The 21,761-nt window shown below is 29.1% G+C and carries 24 protein-coding genes and 3 pseudogenes; 20 read left to right on the forward strand and 7 right to left on the reverse strand.

Annotated features, from left to right (window positions below; translation table 11 throughout):
* Positions 1-153: 153 nt before the first annotated feature.
* The gene (locus tag VLK81_RS01740) at positions 154-684 is read right to left on the reverse strand and encodes a DMT family transporter (RefSeq protein ID WP_324618786.1); all 531 of its coding nucleotides are present in this window, start codon (positions 682-684) and stop codon (positions 154-156) included.
* A complete protein-coding gene (locus tag VLK81_RS01745; protein ID WP_324618787.1) occupies positions 641-997 on the reverse strand; it encodes an EamA family transporter in 357 nt (118 codons plus the stop codon). The genes VLK81_RS01740 and VLK81_RS01745 overlap by 44 nt, the downstream gene beginning before the upstream one ends.
* 555 nt (positions 998-1,552) lie before the next feature.
* Between VLK81_RS01745 and VLK81_RS01750 the strand changes: the two genes are divergently transcribed.
* The 4 genes from VLK81_RS01750 to VLK81_RS01765 are packed head-to-tail and all read left to right on the forward strand — an operon-like array spanning position 1,553 to position 4,937.
* Entirely contained in the window at positions 1,553-2,383 is an 831-nt protein-coding gene (locus VLK81_RS01750) for a hypothetical protein (RefSeq protein WP_324618788.1), read from the forward strand.
* Complete coding sequence (locus tag VLK81_RS01755; protein ID WP_324618789.1) at positions 2,377-3,192, forward strand: hypothetical protein; 816 nt, start codon at positions 2,377-2,379, stop codon at positions 3,190-3,192. Before VLK81_RS01750 ends, VLK81_RS01755 begins: the two co-directional genes overlap by 7 nt.
* A complete protein-coding gene (locus VLK81_RS01760) occupies positions 3,185-3,832 on the forward strand; it encodes an ABC transporter ATP-binding protein (RefSeq protein WP_324618790.1) in 648 nt (215 codons plus the stop codon). The genes VLK81_RS01755 and VLK81_RS01760 overlap by 8 nt, the downstream gene beginning before the upstream one ends.
* Positions 3,825-4,937 carry a hypothetical protein gene (locus VLK81_RS01765; RefSeq protein ID WP_324618791.1) on the forward strand — a complete coding sequence of 371 codons (1,113 nt, stop codon included), beginning with the start codon at positions 3,825-3,827 and terminating at the stop codon, positions 4,935-4,937. Before VLK81_RS01760 ends, VLK81_RS01765 begins: the two co-directional genes overlap by 8 nt.
* A 36-nt stretch (positions 4,938-4,973) precedes the next feature.
* On the opposite strand, the pseudogene glsA reads toward VLK81_RS01765, so the two are convergent.
* Positions 4,974-5,889 (reverse strand): annotated as a pseudogene (gene glsA, locus VLK81_RS01775) (glutaminase A).
* A gap of 109 nt (positions 5,890-5,998) precedes the next feature.
* Between glsA and VLK81_RS01780 the strand changes: the two are divergent.
* Entirely contained in the window at positions 5,999-9,175 is a 3,177-nt protein-coding gene (locus VLK81_RS01780; protein ID WP_324618794.1) for a phosphoribosylformylglycinamidine synthase, read from the forward strand.
* Positions 9,150-9,698 (forward strand): phosphoribosylformylglycinamidine synthase subunit PurQ, encoded by a 549-nt coding sequence (locus tag VLK81_RS01785; RefSeq protein ID WP_324618795.1) that lies wholly within the window; start codon positions 9,150-9,152, stop codon positions 9,696-9,698. The genes VLK81_RS01780 and VLK81_RS01785 overlap by 26 nt, the downstream gene beginning before the upstream one ends.
* Before the next feature lie 103 nt (positions 9,699-9,801).
* Here the strand turns inward: VLK81_RS01785 and VLK81_RS01790 are convergent, their stop codons facing one another.
* The 3 genes from VLK81_RS01790 to rbr form a co-directional block, all read right to left on the reverse strand.
* Positions 9,802-9,954 carry a hypothetical protein gene (locus tag VLK81_RS01790; protein WP_324618796.1) on the reverse strand — a complete coding sequence of 51 codons (153 nt, stop codon included), beginning with the start codon at positions 9,952-9,954 and terminating at the stop codon, positions 9,802-9,804.
* Positions 9,951-10,721 (reverse strand): hypothetical protein, encoded by a 771-nt coding sequence (locus VLK81_RS01795; protein ID WP_324618797.1) that lies wholly within the window; start codon positions 10,719-10,721, stop codon positions 9,951-9,953. Before VLK81_RS01795 ends, VLK81_RS01790 begins: the two co-directional genes overlap by 4 nt.
* 351 nt (positions 10,722-11,072) lie before the next feature.
* Positions 11,073-11,654 carry a rubrerythrin gene (rbr, locus tag VLK81_RS01800; protein WP_324618798.1) on the reverse strand — a complete coding sequence of 194 codons (582 nt, stop codon included), beginning with the start codon at positions 11,652-11,654 and terminating at the stop codon, positions 11,073-11,075.
* A 122-nt stretch (positions 11,655-11,776) separates the two neighbouring features.
* On the opposite strand from rbr, the gene VLK81_RS01805 reads away from it, so the two are divergent.
* From VLK81_RS01805 to VLK81_RS09745, 14 genes and pseudogenes are all read left to right on the forward strand, one after another.
* A complete protein-coding gene (locus VLK81_RS01805) occupies positions 11,777-12,067 on the forward strand; it encodes a glutaredoxin domain-containing protein (RefSeq protein WP_324618799.1) in 291 nt (96 codons plus the stop codon).
* Entirely contained in the window at positions 12,060-12,938 is an 879-nt protein-coding gene (locus tag VLK81_RS01810) for a thymidylate synthase (RefSeq protein WP_324618800.1), read from the forward strand. Before VLK81_RS01805 ends, VLK81_RS01810 begins: the two co-directional genes overlap by 8 nt.
* Before the next feature lie 20 nt (positions 12,939-12,958).
* Complete coding sequence (yfcE, locus tag VLK81_RS01815) at positions 12,959-13,513, forward strand: phosphodiesterase (protein ID WP_324618801.1); 555 nt, start codon at positions 12,959-12,961, stop codon at positions 13,511-13,513.
* On the forward strand, positions 13,506-14,216 hold the full coding sequence (locus VLK81_RS01820) for a gamma-glutamyl-gamma-aminobutyrate hydrolase family protein (RefSeq protein WP_324618802.1): 711 nt from the start codon (positions 13,506-13,508) through the stop codon (positions 14,214-14,216). The genes yfcE and VLK81_RS01820 overlap by 8 nt, the downstream gene beginning before the upstream one ends.
* A complete protein-coding gene (locus tag VLK81_RS01825) occupies positions 14,209-14,907 on the forward strand; it encodes a gamma-glutamyl-gamma-aminobutyrate hydrolase family protein (protein WP_324618803.1) in 699 nt (232 codons plus the stop codon). Before VLK81_RS01820 ends, VLK81_RS01825 begins: the two co-directional genes overlap by 8 nt.
* Positions 14,904-15,179: a lipoate--protein ligase family protein gene (locus tag VLK81_RS01830; RefSeq protein WP_324618804.1), complete on the forward strand. Its 276-nt coding sequence runs from the start codon at positions 14,904-14,906 to the stop codon at positions 15,177-15,179. Before VLK81_RS01825 ends, VLK81_RS01830 begins: the two co-directional genes overlap by 4 nt.
* A 20-nt stretch (positions 15,180-15,199) precedes the next feature.
* Positions 15,200-15,490: pseudogene (locus VLK81_RS09730) on the forward strand (lipoate--protein ligase family protein); the annotation flags it as partial.
* A complete protein-coding gene (locus VLK81_RS09735) occupies positions 15,488-15,919 on the forward strand; it encodes a lipoate protein ligase C-terminal domain-containing protein (protein WP_407651954.1) in 432 nt (143 codons plus the stop codon). The pseudogene VLK81_RS09730 and the gene VLK81_RS09735, both read left to right, overlap by 3 nt.
* On the forward strand, positions 15,894-16,748 hold the full coding sequence (lipA, locus tag VLK81_RS01840) for a lipoyl synthase (RefSeq protein WP_324618806.1): 855 nt from the start codon (positions 15,894-15,896) through the stop codon (positions 16,746-16,748). The genes VLK81_RS09735 and lipA overlap by 26 nt, the downstream gene beginning before the upstream one ends.
* Before the next feature lie 19 nt (positions 16,749-16,767).
* Positions 16,768-17,238, forward strand: coding sequence for a DUF2975 domain-containing protein (locus VLK81_RS01845; protein ID WP_324618807.1), 471 nt, complete (start codon positions 16,768-16,770; stop codon positions 17,236-17,238).
* The gene (locus VLK81_RS01850; protein WP_324618808.1) at positions 17,238-17,441 is read left to right on the forward strand and encodes a helix-turn-helix domain-containing protein; all 204 of its coding nucleotides are present in this window, start codon (positions 17,238-17,240) and stop codon (positions 17,439-17,441) included. The genes VLK81_RS01845 and VLK81_RS01850 overlap by 1 nt, the downstream gene beginning before the upstream one ends.
* A 338-nt stretch (positions 17,442-17,779) precedes the next feature.
* Positions 17,780-18,061: pseudogene (locus tag VLK81_RS09740) on the forward strand (SPASM domain-containing protein); the annotation flags it as partial.
* A complete protein-coding gene (locus tag VLK81_RS01855) occupies positions 18,062-19,720 on the forward strand; it encodes an ABC transporter ATP-binding protein (RefSeq protein ID WP_324618809.1) in 1,659 nt (552 codons plus the stop codon).
* A gap of 129 nt (positions 19,721-19,849) precedes the next feature.
* Positions 19,850-19,984: a PqqD family peptide modification chaperone gene (locus tag VLK81_RS09745; protein ID WP_378143042.1), complete on the forward strand. Its 135-nt coding sequence runs from the start codon at positions 19,850-19,852 to the stop codon at positions 19,982-19,984.
* A 267-nt stretch (positions 19,985-20,251) separates the two neighbouring features.
* On the opposite strand, the gene VLK81_RS01860 is transcribed toward VLK81_RS09745, so the two are convergent.
* Positions 20,252-21,538: an ABC transporter permease family protein gene (locus tag VLK81_RS01860; RefSeq protein WP_324618810.1), complete on the reverse strand. Its 1,287-nt coding sequence runs from the start codon at positions 21,536-21,538 to the stop codon at positions 20,252-20,254.
* Positions 21,539-21,761 lie beyond the last annotated feature (223 nt).

The raw sequence follows: 21,761 nt of genomic DNA on the forward strand, positions 1-21,761 counted from the left end.
TTCTTTCGTATAAAGCGTTACCTTTTGGATTTTGCCACTTTGTAGGCAGTCTGAGTCCCAGAAAAATCTGGGACATAAACTAGTTAAAATTAAGCTTAAATTTTGGCTTAGTTTATGGAATTTAAACTTTGCTTTTTTCTATTGGATATAAAATTAATTAGAACTGCCGAAAAAGATAATAACATATCCTAATAAGCTTAAAATATCTGGCTTTTGATTTAAAAATAGAAGTCCCCAAATACCTGTAAAGATAATAGTAAAATAGTCAAAAATTGAAATTTCAGATGAAGGGGCAAATTTATAAGCAAGAGTTACTCCATACTGTCCAATAGATGCAAAAACTCCAACTAAAACTAAGCACAAAAAAGATGTTAGGCTCATTTTAGTATAGTTAAATAAAAGATATGGAAGGGAAACAAGCGTTGAAAAAAGTGAAAAAAATCCAACAATTAGGGAACTGTTAACCCCTCTTTTATTTAATGCCCTAACGGACGTGTAGGCAGCGCCAGCTGATAAACCTCCTAAAATACCTATAAGATATGGGAGAATGTCACTTGAAGATAGGCTTGGCTTTACAACAAAAATAACACCAATAAATGCAATAATTATAGAAATAATATTTTCTCTTGAGAGTTTTTCCTTAAGGAAAAGAAAAGAGAAAATAAGGGTTGAAAAAAGGTGCAATCTTATTTAAAACTGAAGCATCAGAAATAAGTAGCTTATCCAGTGCGTAATAGTTAGCGTAAATACCAATAGTTCCCAAAATAGATCTTAATATAAGAATTTTAAAACTTACATTTTTAAAGTCAGCTTTTGAGAAATTTCCACTCTTATAATCTTTCAATAATACAAAGGATGCCACTAAAAAAGCAATTAAATTTCTAAAGAAACTTTTTTGTATAGTTGGTAGATTTCCAGAAAGAGGAATAAAAAGATTCATAAGGGAAAAACCTAGAGCTGAAATTATTATAGCAATTATACCTTTTTTTCTATTCATAATAACTCCTTTCTATCTTATATCATACCATAAACATAAATAAAATAAGAATGGTAAATATATAGTTATATTTTATCCTATGAAATAACTATATACACCAGCGACATATTCATAGTAACAATATATCAAGACAAAGTTTCAAAAAAAAACATTGACAAACTATAAAATATTAGTGTAAAATATATATTATAAAAAGAGTATAAAAAGCTGGTATATTTATTAAATTGCCATATAATAATTAAAGTTATTTAGATTAAATTTAATATATGGATTTTTGATTTTAAAATTTATTTTCTATTAAATTTACCTATCTTTTAATTGAAAATATTTTACTAGAAATATTAAATTAATTGCTGCTGTAATTTTACATTATAAAAACTATAACTACTCTGATTTAATCTAAGAGGATATATCTAAATATTGGTGAAAGCTGCTCTTATTTTGCTAATAAAATTAAAATTCACAATAGTGAAATTTTAAAAAAATTATGGTGGAACTAAGAGAAGAATAAAAACTAATAAATCAATTTAGACATCAAATAGCAAAGGTGATTTTATGTCAAATGACACTTTAAGCACAAATAAAGACAAAAACAAGCTTTTATCTTCTAGCAAACTATTAAATTTAGAGTTATATAGAAATATTATAAACAAGAATACTCTTATCTCAATAGGTATTTTTCTATTAATTAAGCTCTATGTAAATTATGATAGTATAATTTTAAGTCTTAGGGGAGCCTTTAATCCAAACATTTTGAATTTCTTCCAAAATGCTTTCGGAAGTTTTTTAAATGTACTCTTATTTGCCTCTCTAACAGTTTTTTTTGGATTTAGCTTTTATAATGATTATTTTTCAAAATATTATCAAAATTATATTACAAAGACTGGGAAGAAAAAATATATTTTTGCTAAACTAATAAGTATGTATATCTCTATTTTTTTGGTATGCCTTATTTCTTTTTTGCTTTTATATTTTATACTTTTAAATTTTGCCTGGCCAAAAGAACCACCTTATCAGGAATTTAAGATAGACATTAGTTTTTATGAGCTTAGAAATATTAGCCCTTTTTTATTTATATTTTTATTAAGCATTTCATATTCACTTTATTATACGATTTGGTGTGCGGCTGGATTTTTACTTAGTCTTTTTATTTCAAATAAAAAAGCACTTTTTATACTTCCAAGTTTGGTTTATACTAGTTTTTTTGCCCTTTATTCTTTTGTCCCAGCTATGAGGTTAATAGACCCACTTTACTATACTAGATTTTTATTAGATACAGGCGGAATTTTTTCTTCATTCTTAATGGGCGTATTTATAGACTGCCTTTTTCTCTACATTATTTATATTTTCTCTAGAGATAGAATAAAGAAGGTGATTAAATGTTAAAGCTAGTAAAATTAAGGCTAAGTAATTTTTTGAAATCAGAAGAAATATTCTATGCTTTAGCAGTTTTCTTTATACTTATTGTAGATAATTTACTTGAGATAAGAAAAGTTTTAACTAATGTTGATTTAAATATATCTCCTTTTATTTTGCCATTAGTTTCTTCAAACTCAAGCTTTAGATATTTTATTTTATTTACTTCTGTACTTTTATTTTTAAATGCTCCTTTTTTAGATGGATATAGTAAGTCCTACATCAATAAATTTAGTAAGAGAAGATTAAATCTTTCAAACATTTTATATATTTTATTAATTAGTCTATTTTTTGTAATAGCTTCAAATTTAATAACCTTGCTTTTTTTTATAGATAGACTTGTTTTTATTAAGGACTGGGGAATATTTATAACAAGTATGGCGAGATCATCTGGATCCATAAATATTTTTAATAATTATATTGTTTCTAGATTTAGTGGTCTGGAAGCTTTTATGATATTTAATTTGATATTTTACTTGGAGGTTATTTTAATCGGCATAATAATTTATGTATTTAATCTTTATAATCACAAGATTCATCTTGGTCCTATTGTGGCTGGAATTTATATCCTATCAGATTCATATAATAAATTTTTAGGTAATCCAACATTTGATAGATTTTTTCCTTCTAATTATTTGAATTTGTGTGTTATAGCGAAAGATAAGGTATATAAAAGTTTAACTTATACAAGAGCAAGTAAAATATTATTACTTATTATTATTTTTCTTGGCCTATTAAGTTTCTTTATTTTTAGGAAAAAGGAGAATTTGTATGAATAAGATTGAAGTGAGAAATCTTACAAAAGAATTTAAGTCCTATACTGCATTAAAAAATATCAATCATACCTTTGTCTCAGGTAAAATCTACGCATTAGTTGGTAGAAATGGATCTGGTAAGAGTGTTTTGCTTAAGTGTATATCGGGCCTATTAAAAGCTAGTAAGGGGGAGGTTTTATTTAACGGTTTACAAGTAGGAAAAGATATTGACTTTATCTATAACGCAGGAATTTTAATAGATGGTCCAGGACTCCTTTTAGACTATTCCGCCTATAAAAATCTAAAATATATATCTTCGATTAATAATATTATTGATGATAATAGGATAAGGGAAATTTTAAAGGAAGTTTCTTTAGATCCAGATTTAAAAAAACCAGTAAAGACCTATTCTATGGGCATGAAACAAAAGCTAGCTATAGCTATGGCTCTTCTTGAAGAGCCGGACATTATTTTTTTGGATGAGATATTTAATGGCTTAGACGATAAGTCGGTAGAAAAAATAAGAGAGATTGTAAAAAATTATAAAAATGAAGATAGAATAATTTTTATTACAAGTCACAACAAGGACGATATATCCTATTTAGCTGACGAAATCATAAGATTAGATAGGGGAGAGATTAAGGAAGTGATAGAAAATGTTTAAAAAGTTATTTATTATTTTATCAATTGCCCTACTTTTAGTTTCTTGCCGAAATGAAATTAGAAGTGGATATTCAGAGGAAAAACTTAAAAAGAACATTGACGGCTCAGTAAGTTCAAAAGATTCTTCTGGTAAAGGATACAAGATAAAGGAAAGAAGCGAGGAAGAGAAAAAAGAAGATCAAAATAGGTTTTCAAATTTATTTTCTTCAGATTTAACAAGCGAAAATGTCTATGAGATTGAAACTACTTTAGTAAATATAGATAAGGAAAAGATTGAAAAAGCACTTAACTTCTCCAAATTAGTAGAAACAGTTCCTGTAGAATATGGCAAAAGCTATATATATGCGGGCGGAGAAGAACTTGCAAATGGGCCAGGTAGGATTTATGCATCTAAGCCTAATAGCAGGTATATTAATCAGTTTTTAAATATCAATAGTAATAAAAGTCTTGAGAATAAGGAAGCTAGCAAAGAAGTTAGGGAAAAAGCCGAAGCTATCTGCAATAAATTTTTTGATTCAATTGGGGTAAATAATTTTAAATTAATAGGCGCTGAAGAATATAAAAAAGAAGATATTGTAGCGGGTATAGAGGACAATGATAAGGGAGAGATTGTATATAAAGATGGAACGAGCGTAAATTTAAATGAGGTTGTATCCGACTCAATTCAGTTAAAATACACTCAAAACTACGAAGGTTTATATACAGATATTTACGGTTTTGATTCTCCAGATGAGTCATCAAGGGGAGTTATTTTATCTAGAGATATTTATTTTATAATTCAAAATGGCGAGATAGTTTATCTTCAAATGATTTATTTTACCGATCAAAATTATAGTAAAAAAAATGTTGATATAATTTCTAAAGATAAGGCTTATGAAATAGTAAAAAAAGACTTAGAATTAAGCCCTATCACCAAAGATAATGAGATAAAATTTGAAGGATTATTATACTCTTTTATTGAAGAGTCCAGAGATAATCTTTTGAGAAGTAATAAAGTTACCCTAATTCCTGTTTACAATTTCTATATACTTGGAAATGATGGAATAAGAGTAAAGTCCTTAGATGCTAGGGATGGAAAAGTCCTATTTGAAAGCTTGTTATATTAATTTTAAAAGGCTAAAACAAATTTTGTTTTAGCCTTTTTAATATATACTCAAATCAAATTTACCTGAAAGTTCTTTTAAAAATTCAAAAGATTTAATAGAACTTCCTTTTTCATTGAGTAGGGGTGAGTATAGTCCTATTCCATACTTATTTGGTACAACAGATAGAACTCCTCCACCTACTCCACTTTTTGATGGGATTCCTATTTGTATTGATGTTTTTCCAGATTCATCATACATTCCGCAAAGGGCCATTGTAGCGACTAAAGTTTTTACTAGCTTACTTGAAAGGATTTTTTTCTCCACTTTGGTTAAATCCAGAATTTGAAAGTACATATCCTATTTTAGATAAAATATAACTATTTACAGATAGTGAACAGGTTTTAAAATATACATCTAGAAGTTTTTCAATATTCTCATCTAAGTCAAGTATAGAAGTAGATTTCATATAGTAAGCAAGGGCTCTATTGCGGTCGCCAGTCTTTTTTTCAGACCTAAAAACTTTTTCATTTAAATTAATTTCTTCGCCAGATAGTTTTTCAAATAAGTTTACTATTTTTTCAAATTTCTCATTATAGGAACCTTTTATAAGACTTGTTGTTGCTATAGCACCAGCATTTATAAAAGGGTTAAGAGGTCTGTTGGCATTTTTTATTTCTAAATCTTTTATTGAGTTGAATGGATTAGATGAAGGCTCAAATGAAATTTTATCCTCAACTTCTTCAAATGTATTTTCATCTAGGGCAAGGGCAAGGATAACAACCTTTGAAACAGATTGAACTGTAAAAGGATTTCTACTATTTCCTATTTCATAAGAAAAGTTATCCCCAACTATTGAAACTCCAAAATCATCTGGGTTTTGTGCTTTTAATTCTGGAATATAACTTGCAAGAGCTCCTCCAGTTTTTTCTTTTTTTACTTTTTCAAATATTTCTTCTATAATTTTTTTGTCCATTTTATCACCTAGATAGAATATAGCTTTTATGTGTAAAAATGTCAATATGTGGAAAAAAGAATAGTTTCAGTATATAATAAAGGTAAATAATAATTGAGGGGGCTGGATTTTGAAGAAAAGATTTTTTGTTAGAAAAAAGGAAATTTTTAGAACGGAAGAAGAACTTTTACTTAAGGATTTAAATGAGAAGTTAGATATTAAATCCTTAAGTGCTTTAAAAATTTACAATATTTATGATTGTTTTGATGTAGAGGGTGATGACCTTACTTATTTAAAGGAAGAAGTTCTAACTGAAAAATTTACCGATGAAATATTTGATAAGATCGATTTGGAAAATAAGACATTTATTTCTTATGAATTTATACCTGGAGCCTTCGACCAAAGAGCAGATTCTGCTAGGCAGTGCCTTATGTTAAAATCAGGTTCTTCTGATGCTGAAATTACCAGTGGAAAGCTTATAGTTTTTGAAGATGAAATATCTGAAAAGGACTATGAAATTATTAAAAAATACCTTATCAATCCTGTTGAGTCAAGGATAAAGGACCTAGATAAGCTTGAGCTTGAAAGCTATAAAAAAGCAGATGCGGTTAAGAGAATTGAAGGTTTTATATCCTTATCTGATACGGAAATGGAAAATTTCTTAAATGGAAGAAAAATGGCTATGAGCCTAGAAGACCTTTTACTCATAAGAGATTATTTTAAAAATGAAGAGAAGAGAGATCCAAGTGAAACTGAACTAAAAGTTTTAGACACTTACTGGTCAGACCACTGTAGACACACAACTTTTGAAACTAGCCTTAAAGATATTAAAGTTATGGATGATAATTTAAAAGGCGAAATAGAAAAAGCTTTTGAAAGATATTTAAAACTTAGAAAGTCTTTAAATAGAGAAGATTCAAAAATGTCACTTATGGATATGGCTCAAATTGTGGGAAGGTATTTCAAAAAAGAAGGTTTATTGAAAGACCAAGAAGAAACAAGTGAAATCAATGCCTGCTCTATAGAAATTGAAGTAGATGAAGATGGAGAAAAAGTTCCTTATCTTTTAATGTTTAAAAATGAAACTCACAACCACCCAACTGAGATTGAACCTTTTGGCGGAGCCTCAACTTGTCTTGGCGGAGCTATTAGAGATCCACTTTCTGGAAGAAGTTTTGTGTATGGTGCTTTGAGAGTTACTGGAGCTGGAAATATACTAGAGGACATAAAGGATACTATTCCAAACAAACTTCCTCAAGCTCTAATTTCAAAAGAAGCTGCTAATGGTTATTCTTCTTATGGAAATCAAATTGGACTTGCATCCACTTTTGTTAGAGAATTTTACCACGAAGGTTTCAAGGCAAAGAGAATGGAACTAGGTGCAGTTATTGCAGCAGCTCCTAAAGAAAATGTTGTTAGACTTGAACCAAAAGAAGGGGATGTAGTTATTCTACTTGGCGGAAAAACTGGTAGAGATGGAATTGGTGGAGCAACTGGTTCTTCTATTTCTCACGACAAAAATTCCTTGGAAAGCTCTGGAGCAGAAGTACAAAAGGGAAATGCTCCTATTGAAAGAAAGATTCAAAGATTATTTAGAAATAGTGAATTAACAAAACTTATTAAAAAATCAAACGACTTTGGAGCAGGAGGAGTTTCTGTTGCCATTGGAGAACTTTCAGATTCAATAGATATAGATTTGGACAAGGTTCCATTAAAGTATAAGGGCCTAAGTGGGACAGAAATTGCAATTTCAGAATCTCAAGAAAGAATGGCTATTGTAATAGATAGTAAAGACTACGAAAAAGTATCAAAGCTTGCAAAACTAGAAAACCTTGATGCTACTTTAGTTGCTAGGGTTACTTCAAATGGTAGACTTAGAATGAAGTATGAGGGAGAATATATAGTAGACCTATCTAGAGATTTTCTAAATACAAATGGAGCTAGTAGAGAAAATAAAGTTGAGATAAAGGGCGTTTTACTAGAAGATAATCCTTACAAAGTTTCCAAAGAAGTAAATAAAGAAAATATAGATAAAACACTTCTTGATTTAAATGTAAATATACAAAAGGGAATGGTTGAAAAATTCGATGCTTCAGTTGGACGTTCAACTGTCCTATGGCCTTATGGTGGGAAATATCAATTAACAGAATCTGACATCTCCATTCAAAAGATCCCTACATTTAAAAAGACAAACACAGTAAGTCTTATGTCCATGGGCTACAATCCATTTATTGCATCATATTCACCATATCTTGGTGCTTACAGCTCTGTAGTTGAAGCCTTGGCAAAAATAGTTGCAGCTGGAGGAAATTATAAGGGATCAAGACTTACAAACCAAGAATATTTTGAAAAACTTGGAGAAGATCCTAAGAAGTGGGGAAAAGTTACAGGAGCAATGCTGGGACTTATAGATGCAGAGCTTGATTTTGATGTAGTATCTATTGGTGGTAAAGACTCAATGAGTGGAACATTTGAAGATTTAAATGTTGCACCAAGCCTTGTAACTTTTGCGGTTAACACATCACAAGTAGATAAAATTATTAGCCCAGAATTTAAAAAAGAAGATTCTTATATATATTTAGCAAAATCACACCTAGATGAAAATTTCAAAAATGATAGCGAAAGAACCAAAAAAGTTTTTGAAAAAGTTATGGAAAATATAGAAAAGAAAAATATTATTTCTGCTATGCCAATTAAGCTTGGAGGTGTTCTTGAAGCAGCCTTTAAGATGGGACTTGGTAACAGAGTTGGCTTTGAAATAGAAGCTAAGGATATATTTTCACCTATGCCAGGATCAATCCTTATAGAAGCTAGGGAAGAGATAAGTGAAGAAGATTTTATTCTTTTAGGAAAGACAAACTTAAATTCATTTAAAATAAATGGAATAGATTATTCTTTTGATGAAGCGCAGGACCTACTAACAAAAACTCTAAAGAAAATCTACCCAATATATATAGAAGAAGATAAAAAAGCTTTAGATATAAAGACTAAAAGTCCTAAAAATAACTTTAAATACAAGGAAAATGTAGACAAACCAAAGGTACTAATTCCAGTATTCCCTGGAACTAACTCAGAATATGATACTAAAAAAGCATTTGAAAGAGAAGGATTTGAAGTAGAAGTATTTGTCTTAAATAATTTAAGCAAGGAAAATCTATTAGAATCAGTAGATAAGTTAAGTAAGAAAATTGAAGCTTGCCACATCTTAACTTTAGTTGGTGGATTTTCTATGGGAGATGAACCAGACGGTTCAGCAAAATTCATTGCAAATGTTCTTTCAAATGAAAAAAATCAAAGAAAGCATTAGAAAGCACCTTGAAGATAAAAAACTTATACTAGGAATTTGTAACGGCTTCCAAGCACTCGTAAAATCAGGCCTACTTCCATACTCAAAACTTGGAGAAAAAGATGGAAAAGTAACTACCCTATTTAGAAATAATATTGGAAGACACGTATCTAAAATTGTTTCAACAAGATATGAAGGAGCAAATTCACCATGGCTTTCTGGATTTAAAGAAGGAGAAGTATTTGAGACAATAGTTTCACATGGAGAAGGAAAGTTCCAAACAGATAGTGATACTCTTAGAGATATTGAAGAAAGAGGCCTTGTAGCATTTAGATATGTAGATAGTCATAATAATCCTACAATGAATGGTAGATTTAATCCTAACTCATCATTAAATGCAATTGAAGGCTTAGTTTCAGAAGATGGACTTATCTTAGGAAAGATGGGTCACTCAGAGAGATATGAAGAAGACTTATTAAAAAATATTCCTGGCAATAAGATGCAAAATATCTTTAAAAATGCAAAAGAATACTTTTCAAAATAAGTAAAATAAATCTATAAAATAAAAAACAACCCCCACAAGCTATAAATTGACAACTAATATAGCTTATGGGGGTTAAATTTTTTCTATAATCTAAAAATATTTACTATCTTTTTAGATGGATTCTTATAGGAAAAGTTGTTAATTCTCCAGCGTCTTGGAGTCTTTTGCAGGCATTAATAGCAACTGCTGAGAATGTGACTTCGTCAGTTTTTTCAAAATCATAGTAGTCGGTAATTATAACCCTATTATCTGTCATTTTTGCATTAAATTTATGGATTGAATAATATGCATCGGCTTCGTCTCGGTTAGTCCTATTTTGAAATTCTCCTTTTTTGTAGATCCTGCTGGATATCTGTCTTTTCTTCTTAGTGAATCATACGCTATTGTATTATAGAGAAAGTTTTTCTCCTCATTTGTTGGAATGAATTCATCGCTATTGTTATCAAAGAGTGCTCTTGATAAAAGAAGAGATGAAAAATTATATCCTTTTATGTCAAAATAAGCATTAACTGCTAGAGCAATTGCCCTATCTCCGAATTTACCTTTTACAATAGAGGGGTCCGATGGTACTACCGAATAAGTTGAAGCATCTAGGCCAAATATTTCATCAACGCCATCTCTTACTTTTGATTGTAGATTTAAATCAAACTTAGTTTTTGAATCTTCAAGATATTTTTCAATTGCTTCTTCAAAAGAATAACCATTGACTCTTAATAGCTCTTTCATTAGACCAAATTCATACTCTCTTTTTTCATTTAATGACAGGTCATTATATTCTCCATATTTTTCTTCCATTCTATAATCTGATGCACCAATCTTTATAGATTCTGCATCCCGTAAGCTAGCAGTTTTTTCTATTTTTTCTAATATATTATCTAATTCTTTGTTAATATCTACATTTTTCAAAGTCTCTTGAACTTCATTGTAATCTGGAAGTAGACTATCTGCTTTTACATTTAATAAAGGAAAAGCTAAACTAAATACCATAAGAAACACAAAAAGTAAATAAAACTTTTTTTTCATTTAAAATCACTCCCCTTAAAAAATATCATGAATTTCAATATATTTATATTATATCATAATATTTAAAAACGTACAAAAAATTCAAAAATATAAAGTCTGATATTTTATATCATAAGGATAAAGTTATATCTTTCATAGCTATAATTTAGAAAAATTTTATACAAGGTGTTTGGGTAAAATTCCTTATAAAACTATATTATGATTAGCTAGATAAGGGAAGTAGAATACAAAATAAAGCTTAATATGTTCTATTAACTTAAATGGTGCAAAATCTATTCAAGAGATTTAAATTAGGATATTAAAAAAGAGCTGTGCTATGATAAGATTATCATTTAGCACTGCTCTTTTCTTTTAGTAATTTTCTACAAATAATTCAAAGTATTTTTTAGGGTGGTCACAAGCTGGACATTTTTCAGGAGCTTCTTTGCCTTCATGAATATATCCGCAGTTAAGGCATAGCCATTTAACTTTTTCTTCTCTTTTAAATACACGGTCATTTACAATATTATCGTGTAATTTTCTATATCTTGCTTCGTGTGCTTCTTCAGCTTCTCCAATTTCTGTAAATGTGTGGCTGATTTCTTTAAAGCCTTCTTCTTCTGCAATTTTTGCAAATTCAGGATACATTTTTTCGGCTTCGAAATTTTCTCCCTTATAAGCTGATTCAAGATTTTCTTTAGTGTTTCCTAATTGAACTGGATAAGCAGCTTCAATTTCTACTTCTTCACCTTTAAGCTCTTCATTTAAATATTTAAATAATCTTTTTGCATGAGCTTGTTCATTTCTCATAGTTTCTTCAAATATTCTTGAAATTTGAACGAATCCTTCCTTGTCAGCAGTCTTAGCAAAGTACATGTATCTCATAGCTGCTTGACATTCTCCAGCAAATGCTGTCATTAAATTTTTCATTGTTTTTGAACCTTTTAGTTTCATATTAATCACCTCTATATTAATTATAATATAAGTATTTATATTTGTAAATTTATATGTTAATATAGAAATATGTAAGAAAAAAATGTAATTGATTTGGGTATTATTTAAAAGAGGTGATTTAAGTGAAAAAAAATAAAGTTTACTTGTTTTCATCAAGTATGTGTCCTGATTGTCCTAGATTTGAGAAGTACTTAAACGATAATGAAATAAAATTTGCTAAATTTGATATTTCTGAGTCCTTAGGAGCCTTAAAGAGATTTCTTTTTTATAGGGACAGTTTAAAAGCTTTTGAAAGCGTTAAAGCTACAGAAACTATAGGAATACCAGCTATTATTTTAAATGAAGAGTTGGCTTTTTTAGACCTCAATGATATAGATGAAAGTATTTTATTGGAGTTAAAAGCCCATGAATAAGGCTGATAGATATTTTATAGATATTTCAAAAAGGCTAATAGAAGAAGGAATAAATGAAAAGGATATTTCTAAAGATGTAAGGCCAAGGTGGAGCGATGGAAAAGCCGCCTACACACTTTTTATTCCCCAGATAATAACCGAGTACGAAAGAGGGGAAGTGCCACTTACTTCTATAAGGAGAATTTACTGGGAAAGTGGATTAAAAGAGATTCTTTGGATCTATAGGGATAAGTCCAATGATGTAAATTTATTTTCTGAGAAATATGGAGTAAATTATTGGGATAAATGGAAAAATGAAGATGGAAGCCTTGGCACCAGCTATGGCTACCAAATTGCAAAAAAATTCATATCTCCCGAAAGCAAAGAATTAACCGACCAAATAGATAGGCTCATCTACAATATTAAAAATAATCCGCTTAACAGAAGACATTTTACAAGTCTTATTGATTTTACAGACCTACACAAGATGACTCTTATTCCTTGCGCCTTTATGACTATGTGGACTGTGGAGGATGGATATTTGGATTTAAGTCTTATTCAGAGAAGCGGAGATTTTCTTGCAGCAGCTTCTCCAGGAGGTATAAATGAGATTCAATATTATCTTCTTCTTTTAATTATTGCAAAAGAAACCTCCCTTAAACCTGGAAGATTTGTTCATTTTACCCAAAATCTTCACATATATGATCGCCATATAGAAATTTTAAAAGAGATTATATCGGATGAGAATATAGAAATTTTAAAAGAAAATAAATCCAATCCAAGATTTTCTATTAAAAATGATAAGGGATTTTACGACCTTGAGTTAGATGATTTTGTTTTAGAAGGATATAAACCGATTTTAAAAAAATATAATATTGAAATAGCAGAATAGTTTTAGAAAATGGAGATAATATGAAAATTGGCATAATAAGTGATAGTCATGGAGCTTTTGGTGATTTTAAAAAGGCTTATGATTTTTTAGAAGATGCAGATTATATATTGCACTTAGGGGACGTGCTTTATCATGGACCAAGAAATGACTTACCGGATGGATATGATCCAAAAAGTCTTGCAGAGCTTATAAAAAATGATGATAGGTTCATTTTTATTAAGGGAAATTGTGATAGTGAAGTAGATGAGATGGTTACAGCAAAGAAAATTGAAGACAAATATCTTTTACTTGAATTTGATAATTTTAAATTCCTATTAAGTCATGGTCATAGAAAAAATATAAATAGTGAGATTAGTGGAGCTGAGTCAAAGGGTTATGATGGTTTTTTCTATGGTCATACTCATGTAAAAAGATTAGAAAAGGATAAGATTTTGGTACTAAATCCTGGTTCTACTTCCATTCCAAAGGATTGTTGTAAGTCATTTGCCCTATATGAAGATGGTACTTTTTATTTATACAATTTAGAAGATTTATCTATTATTAAGCTGGTTAAGATGGCGGGTGAAGATGAATAAAATATTAATTTCTTGTAGTTATTCTTTTGGAGATAAAGAGGATATAGTTAGAATAGATAATGCTTATACAAATGCAGTTTTAAATGCTGGAGCCTTGCCGCTTCCTATAGGCATAGAAGAAGATGAAGAAAAAGTAAATTCCTATCTTGACCTATCTGATGGTCTTATTCTTTCAGGAGGAATAGACATTTGCCCACTTATGTATGACGATTATGTAGTAACTGAAATGGACTTTCACGATAAGAGAGATTTGTTTGAAGCTAGACTTTTTGAAGGGGCAATTAAAAGAAACCTACCCATCTTGGCGATTTGTAGGGGCCTTCAATTAGTAAATGTTTTAAGAGGAGGAAGTCTTTATCAAGATCTTGTAAAAAGTGGATTTACTGAATCTATCCACACAAAAAAAGAAAAAGATCCTTTTATAGATGAAGTTTATCATTATGTTTATATTAATAAAGATTCCCTTCTATATAAGATACTTGGAAAGGAAAAGCTTAGAGTTAATTCTATCCACCACCAAGCAGTAAAAAATCTAGGGGAGGGTATAGCTATAAATTGTAAAAGTCCTGATGGAATAGTTGAAGGCTTTGAACTTAAAGACTACAAGAAGTTTCTTGCTACCCAGTTCCATCCTGAAAGACTTCACCTAGAAGAAGATTTTAATAAAATTTTTAAAAGCTTTTTAGGAGGATATGGTGAATAAGAAAATTGGAATAGCCCTTGATAGAAGAATTAGATCTCATAGACAGTCTTATGAAATAGAAGATAGGATATTAAAGAATATAAAAGGTAAAAATTACCTATCCTATTTAATTCCCTTTACCTTAGATGATAAATTTATAAGTGAATATTGTAATTTTTTAGATGCAATTATTATTTGTGGTAAGGGAGACTTATGTCCGGTTATTTATGGTAAAGACTCTAAGTATCAGATAGAAGCTTATAATTTAGATAGAGATTTTTTCAATATGAAATTAATTGAGAAGATGGCTACTTTAAATAAACCTATTTTAGGACTAGAAAGAGGGGCTTTTGCTCTTAATGCTTTTTATGGAGGAGAGATGATTGAGTCTATAAAAAATGAATGTAAGGAAGCTGTAAGCCATATAATTGAAGACATAACAAGTGAGTCCTATCATTTTATAGACATAAAATCTTATTCTTTTTCAAAAAAAATAGGAGAAAAAAGAACTTTTGTAAGATCAGAGCACAGGGGCGGAATTAGTAAACTTGGAAGAAATTTAAAGCCGCTTATATATTCTCAAGATGGACTTGTTGAAGCCTTTGAAGATGAAAAGAAGAAAGCCCTAGGCATAGTTTTTGATCTTGGACTTATTCAAGAAAATAGTTTTGAAGGAAAAATATTAGATTACTTTTTAGGTGAATATTTATGATATATTTAATTAACAAAAATACAGATCCTTGTTTAAATCACGCAATAGAAGAATTTTTTTTAAGAGATACAAAGGAGGATGTTTATTCTCTTTGGAGAAATGAAAAAACTTTACTTCTTGGTAAAAATCAAGATGTTTATCAGGAAATAGATATTCCTGAAGCACAAAAAAGAAATATACAAATCGTTAGGAGACTTTCTGGTGGGGGAACGGTTTATACAGATCCTAGCAATATGCAATATACTTTTATAGCTAGGGGGAGGACTTTCTAAAGGGTAATTCTTTTAGCCTTTTTGCAAAGCCTGTAGTTATGTATTTAAAATCCCTTGGACTTGATGCAACATTTTCTGGCAGAAATGATATACTAATAGATGGAAAGAAAATATCTGGAAATGCTCAGTATAAGATCAATGGAGCTACCCTTCATCATGGAACCCTTCTTTTTGATGTGGACCTTGAAAGTATAAAGGCATCTATGGTTTCAAGGCCAATTAAATTTCAAAAAAAAGCAGTTAAGTCTCACGTTTCAAGAATAGGAACTATCAAGGAATACTTAAATGGAATCTCTATTGATGAATTTATGGAAGGATTAAGTTCATATATAATTGACTATTATAAGATAGACAAGATTATAGAAGTTGACGATGAAATAATTGAAAAAGCTAGTAAATATCTTGATAGGTTTAGAAGTGACGAGTGGAATTTCGGAAAAGATTTTAAAAAATATATCTCCTACTCTAATAAAAGAGACTCAGGTCTTTACGACTATAAGTTACTTTTAAAAGATGGGAAGATTATGGATATAAGAATTTTTGGAGATTTTTTTGAAATTCAAGATGTTTCTGAATTAGAAAAAAAACTTATTGGATCAGATTATTCAAAAGAAGGCATAGAATATGCTCTTAAAGATATTGATATAGAAAAATTTATAGTAGGTTTAAAAATGGAAGATTTTGTAGAAGATCTTCTTAGAATAGGAGAGAAAATTGAGAAAGAAACCAGAATGGATTAAATTAAAAATCAAGGGTTCAAAAAATCAAGATGGAGTTGAAAAAGTTCTCAAAACAATGAGACTAAATACAGTTTGCCAGGCTGCAAACTGTCCCAATAAAATGGAATGTTATGAAATGAGAACTGCAACTTTTATGATTATGGGAAATGTTTGTACAAGAAATTGTAAGTTTTGCAATGTTGAGACAAAAAGGCCAGCTGCACTAGATAGTGAAGAGCCTCTACACGTAGCAGAAGCGGTAAAGACATTAGGTTTAAAACATGCTGTACTAACTTCTCCAGATAGAGATGATCTAGAGGATGAGGGAGCAGGTCATTTTAGAGATTGTATTAGAAAAATAAGGGAGCTTAACGAAAATACAACTGTTGAAGTGCTTATACCAGATTTTCACGCTTCCCATAAGCTTTTAGATATAGTTTTAGATGAAAAACCTGAAGTTTTAAATCACAATATGGAAACTGTAAAAGAGCTTCACAAAGAAATTTGTCCTCAATCAAATTATGAAAACTCAATTGAAGTTTTAAGATACGCTAAGGAAAAAGGACTAGTTACCAAATCTGGCATTATGGTTGGACTTGGAGAGACTTTTGATCAGGTTGTTGGACTTATGAAAGATTTAAGAGAAATTGACTGCGATATGTTAACTATAGGACAATATTTACAACCATCAACTAAGCACATGGAAGTTGTAGAATATATTACCCCAGATACATTTAAAGAATATAAAAGGATAGGACTTGAACTTGGCTTTAAAAGAGTTGAATCCTCTCCATTTGTAAGAAGCTCTTATCATGCTTCAGCTTTGAATGAAGATGAGATAAGTGATTAGTTTTAAGAAAGATTTAGATATGAAAAAATTAAACTTTTTAAGAGCAGTGCTTGTGATGATCCTTCTAACAGTTATTTATGTAGCGATTTTTATAATGCCTGAGATAGCTGAGGGACTTGCCCTAAAGTATAGGGACTTTTCTTCTTATAAAAATTTCTTTCTAATTATAGTATATATAAGTTTAGTTCCTGTTGGGCTTATAATTTATAGTACCTTTAAATTATTAAATATTATAGAAAAAGAAAGAAAATTTGACAGAAAGGCAATTAGAGAGTTCGATATAATAAAATATTCTTCTGCAATTGGAGCTTTTTTATATCTAGTAACCCTCTTATTAGTAATTATAAAAAGAGTACCTATATCAGCTGCAATGATTTCACTATTAATCGCAGAACTTGGATTTTTAGCACTTGCTATGATATCCTCAATTATTAAAAAGCTTTACACACTTGCTGTTGAGCTAAAAGAAGAAAGTGATTTTATAATATAATGGCTATTAGAGTAAATTTAGATGTTATGTTGGCAAAAAGGAAAATGAGCGTTACAGAGTTATCAGAAAGAGTTGGTATAACTATGGCAAATATCTCTATTTTAAAAAATGAGAAAGCTAGAGCCATTAGATTTTCAACCCTAGAAAAAATATGTGAAGCGTTAGATTGTCAGCCAGGAGATATATTAGAATACGAAAAATAAGCTAGTTAACTATTAAAAATTTAAAAATTAGAATAAAAAAAGGTAAGTATGGAGTTTTCTTATATCTTATAAAGCATCCCCTACTTACCTTTTTTTAGTTTATGAGATAGGTAAAAAATTTTTAGATTTCTAATAAAATATACTATTATTTATAAACCATTTATTAATATTATTTTACAGCCTATTTTTAACTACTTAACTAAAAAACAAATAGGAAAGGAAAAGAAAGTCCTAGATCTAATATAAAAAATACTAAATACTTTAAGATGCCAACACAAATATAATAGATGTTATAATAATATTAGATTTATAGCTAAGGCTTTTTATGTTCAGCTGTTAGAAAATCTATCAGTATAGACATTTACGAAAATGTATTTCCATGTACTTTCTTTAATACTTCATGTGGAAATATTAGGGGAAAATCATTAAAGAATATTTGGAATACATCTCACTTTTTAAAAATAATTAGAAGTATCAATAAAAATCATTTTGATAAGTGTAAAAATTGTAATATCAAAGAAGAATGTTACACATGCTTAGCAAGTAATATTAACGAGAATTCAGATATTTTTAAAATATCAGATGAATTTTGTACTTCCAGAAAGGGCTTGTTAGATTAGATGAAGAATAAATTTATATACAAAGACAAACAAATCAAAAAGTGGAGTATAATTTCTTTTTTTATCATAGTTATTATAACAGGCATAAATCTTTTGCCACCACTTATTATGAAAAGAACAATTGATGAATATATCCCATCAAAAGATTATAAGAATATTATTTTTGGGATTATTTTATTTGTGAGTATTCCTTTTATTAATATTCTTTTACAGACTATTTTTAACTACTTAACTATAAAATTTGCAAGAAATAAGGGAAATGAAATTTCAATAGAGATTACTAAAAATTTAATGGATCAAAAAATAACTTTCTTTGATACTAATAATTCTATTGAACTTTTAACTTATGCTAGTAAGGAAGCTGTACAATATGTGAATTTTTATGTATCTATTCTTCCTAAATACTATGCAAGTATTATTATTCTAATTTTTATCTACGCTATTATTTTTTCTATATCTTGGAAACTAGCTATTATTCAGATACTTTTTATTCCTCTGGCCTTTTATCCAGTAAATAAAATTTCAGATAGCATTTCTGAAAATATTGAAGTTGCTATATCTTCCAATGCTAAAATTGCTCAAATTAGGGCTGATATTTTTAAAGGAATAGAATTAATAAAAGCATATAGGCTAGAGCACCAAAAGCTTGATGAAGTAAAAAAAGAGAATTTAAAAATTGTCTCTATCTGGGGAAAGGTAGCCGCTTTTGACTCATTAACAGGTATTTGGGTTAGTGGATTTTTAAAGGCTTTATTTACAGGACTAACTTTTGGCGTTGGAGCTTATATTATATCTTCATCAAGTGGAGTAAGTCTTTCAATTGGTAGTCTTATTCAAATTATAGGTCTTGTTTCATATCTTTATGCAACTGTTGATGAAGTTTTTAGAAGTAGAATTGATTTAGCAAAAGAGAATGCAGAATTTAAAGAAATGCTTTCATACCTTTATCTTAAGGGGGAAAGTAGTGAAAATGATAGTAGAGAATTTAAATTTGAAGATACAATTTCTATAAATAACTTAAGTTTTTCTTATAAAGATAGAAAGGTGCTAAATAATCTAAGTTTTGAGATTAAAAAGGGACATTGGACAGCTCTAGTAGGTGAAAGTGGAGCTGGCAAGACGACTATCATTGATTTACTATTAAAATTTTACGACTATGATGATGGTGAAATTTTAGTTGATGGAGTAGATTTAAGTGAAATTTCTAGGTTCTCAATAAGAGATGAGATTACAAAAGTTTCTCAAGATTTATTTTTCTTTCCTGGCAGCATAAGGGATAATTTAATGATTGTTAAAAAGGACTTAAGGGATGAAGATATTAACGAAGCTATTAGACTTTCTTGTTTAGATAATTTTATAGAAAAGCTAGAAAATGGATTGGATACAGATATAGGTGAAGCTGGAAAGATGATGAGTGGTGGCGAGAAAAATAGACTTGCATTTGCTAGAGCTCTTTTAAGGGGGAAAAGCGTCTATCTACTCGATGAACTTACAGCTAACCTAGATAAAAAAACAGAGAATATTCTTAAGGAAAATATAAAAAGACTAGTTTCAGAAAAAAATATAACTGTTCTTTCTATTAGTCACAATATGAATTTTTTAGAGTATTGCGACTCGGTCTATGAGTTAAAAGATGGAAAGGCTCTAAAAATAAAGTAGGTGGATAATCTATGAAAATATCTAAAAATATTTCTTATATTTCTATGAATGACAAAACTCTAATATCTGATAGCGTAGTAAAGTAAAAATTATGAGTTAGATGAATCGGGATAAGACTTTTTTAATCTAATATTAAAGGGAAAAGAGGAGAAGGAAATTAACCAAATCTTAGCGAATAAGTATAAGGGTTATGAGGATCAAATAAGAAGGGATGTTAATGATTTTATAAAATTCCTATTAGAAAATAAGATTATCGAAGAATAAATTATATATAATAAATTTATATCAAAAATAAAAACACCTAAAAGGTCAGAGTGTAGACAAAATCCAAAAACGCTTTTCCGACTTCAGAAACCCCGAAATTCTAAATCTCATAATCCTGTAAATCGATAGCTCGCTAACGCTCAAACAGTGCGATTTACGGGCGGATTATTTCAATTTAAATTTCTTACAATTTCTTTCGTATGGATCGCTAGCTTTTGGATTTTGCTACTTTGTCAACAACTTGACCTAAAAGTTTTAAATATACTTTTAGGTGTTTTTTTCGTGCCTAGCTTTTATAATAGGAATTACAATTCCTAAAAAAGCCGATACAAAGATAATAGGCATTATAAAATTTAAAGGATTTAAATCTTTTACAAGATTTATATTGTCATAAGTTTTAACTCTAAACTTTAATTTAATTAGGCCGTAGGCTAGGAAAACTGAAAGAATTGCCGAAAGGATTATTTTAATGCTTAACTTTTCTATGTTTTCCTTACCCTTATAAATTCTATTTGATTTAACTATTACAAATATGCTAAGAGCAAAACATATAAATAAAATATAGAAATCATATAGATCTAGGAAAGGTTTAATCTGTTCTTCAACTTTTCCTTGTAATATTTCTGATGTAGTAACTGCACCTAGAAAATCATATTTAGATATTCTATCCAGATAGTTTTTAATAGCAAAATCAGAAGTATCCTTTAAGTTTACAGCTTTTTTTAGGCTGTAAGTGTCTTTTAGGTGTTTTTCCAAGCCGTCTTTATTTATTACTAGGTAGTTTCCTATATAATTTGTATAAATATATTTTATCTTAAATTTTCCAGTCTTATTTTTAGAATTTATTACATAAATTTCATCGGCTATATTAAGATCCATAAGATTAGCTGCCCCAGATGAAATAGCAATCTCATTGTCTTTTAATTTAAAGTCCTCAATTCCCATTGAAAAGAATTTATTTGCATCATTATCATTTTCAAAAACAAAGATATTTGCGTCTATATTTGGGTATCCTGCTTTTGAAATATTTACAGAGTCAGCCCTATAGTCCATTCTACTTTTTGTATTTGCAACAGAATCTAAAAAGTAGTTTAAGATTTGTGTATTTTTTTCTGATTCATTAGATATATCTATAAAAGAGTCTGGACTTATTATCTTTGAATATTGATAGTTTGGACCCAGCTTTATTGAGTCTTTTGAAAGAATTGCAAAGATCAAGCTAGCTGTTAAACTTAAGCAAAATACTGTTAGACTTAAAAAATCTAGGCTAATTCTTTTCATAAAATTCTTTTTAAAGTCTTTCTTTCTTGTATTTATAAAAATAGCAAGAATAATGGATATAAGTGGGATTAAGCTTATTAATAAGTGGAAGGATAGGGTTATTTTGCTATAATTTAAAAGTTTAGATCCACCATTTAAGTTAAATAGGAAGATTTGTATTAGATAGCTTATAAAAATAGAGCAAATTAAACTTAAAAGTAAGCTTATAATAAGTTTTATAGCCTTAGTCTTTCCACCGGTAGTAAAATCAGTTATTTCTTCTTTTCTAAGCAAAAATTCAAATAGTCCAAATCCAAATATTAGAAGGATTAAAAATGGTATAGCAAAAAACTCACTATCAATTCTCTTGGTTATATTGAATATATGCTCAATTTGGCCAAGAGAAGAAGTAGAAATAACATTGTAAACTGGATTTATCCCCTCTTCTAATTCCTTTTTTATTTCAGGAATAGTTTTCTTGTTGGAATTAATAGTATAGGTGTCTTCATCTATAGAT

The organism is Citroniella saccharovorans (assembly GCF_035481615.1).
In the GTDB taxonomy this organism is placed as follows: domain Bacteria; phylum Bacillota; class Clostridia; order Tissierellales; family Peptoniphilaceae; genus Citroniella; species Citroniella saccharovorans.

What these genes read in the sequence shown, in the direction of transcription:
- VLK81_RS01845 (WP_324618807.1), top strand. Translation starts at nt 16,768, where the DNA reads ATGAAAAAATTAAACTTTTTAAGAGCAGTGCTTGTGATGATCCTTCTA.
- VLK81_RS01820 (WP_324618802.1), top strand. Translation starts at nt 13,506, where the DNA reads ATGAATAAAATATTAATTTCTTGTAGTTATTCTTTTGGAGATAAAGAG.
- VLK81_RS01795 (WP_324618797.1), bottom strand. Translation starts at nt 10,721, where the DNA reads ATGAAAAAAAAGTTTTATTTACTTTTTGTGTTTCTTATGGTATTTAGT.
- VLK81_RS01830 (WP_324618804.1), top strand. Translation starts at nt 14,904, where the DNA reads ATGATATATTTAATTAACAAAAATACAGATCCTTGTTTAAATCACGCA.
- VLK81_RS01765 (WP_324618791.1), top strand. Translation starts at nt 3,825, where the DNA reads ATGTTTAAAAAGTTATTTATTATTTTATCAATTGCCCTACTTTTAGTT.
- VLK81_RS01760 (WP_324618790.1), top strand. Translation starts at nt 3,185, where the DNA reads ATGAATAAGATTGAAGTGAGAAATCTTACAAAAGAATTTAAGTCCTAT.
- VLK81_RS01785 (WP_324618795.1), top strand. Translation starts at nt 9,150, where the DNA reads ATGAAAAAAATCAAAGAAAGCATTAGAAAGCACCTTGAAGATAAAAAA.
- yfcE (WP_324618801.1), top strand. Translation starts at nt 12,959, where the DNA reads ATGAAAATTGGCATAATAAGTGATAGTCATGGAGCTTTTGGTGATTTT.
- VLK81_RS01810 (WP_324618800.1), top strand. Translation starts at nt 12,060, where the DNA reads ATGAATAAGGCTGATAGATATTTTATAGATATTTCAAAAAGGCTAATA.
- VLK81_RS09735 (WP_407651954.1), top strand. Translation starts at nt 15,488, where the DNA reads ATGGAAGGATTAAGTTCATATATAATTGACTATTATAAGATAGACAAG.
- VLK81_RS01855 (WP_324618809.1), top strand. Translation starts at nt 18,062, where the DNA reads ATGAAGAATAAATTTATATACAAAGACAAACAAATCAAAAAGTGGAGT.
- VLK81_RS01750 (WP_324618788.1), top strand. Translation starts at nt 1,553, where the DNA reads ATGTCAAATGACACTTTAAGCACAAATAAAGACAAAAACAAGCTTTTA.
- VLK81_RS01755 (WP_324618789.1), top strand. Translation starts at nt 2,377, where the DNA reads ATGTTAAAGCTAGTAAAATTAAGGCTAAGTAATTTTTTGAAATCAGAA.
- VLK81_RS01850 (WP_324618808.1), top strand. Translation starts at nt 17,238, where the DNA reads ATGGCTATTAGAGTAAATTTAGATGTTATGTTGGCAAAAAGGAAAATG.
- rbr (WP_324618798.1), bottom strand. Translation starts at nt 11,654, where the DNA reads ATGAAACTAAAAGGTTCAAAAACAATGAAAAATTTAATGACAGCATTT.
- VLK81_RS01745 (WP_324618787.1), bottom strand. Translation starts at nt 997, where the DNA reads ATGAATAGAAAAAAAGGTATAATTGCTATAATAATTTCAGCTCTAGGT.
- VLK81_RS01790 (WP_324618796.1), bottom strand. Translation starts at nt 9,954, where the DNA reads ATGACAGATAATAGGGTTATAATTACCGACTACTATGATTTTGAAAAA.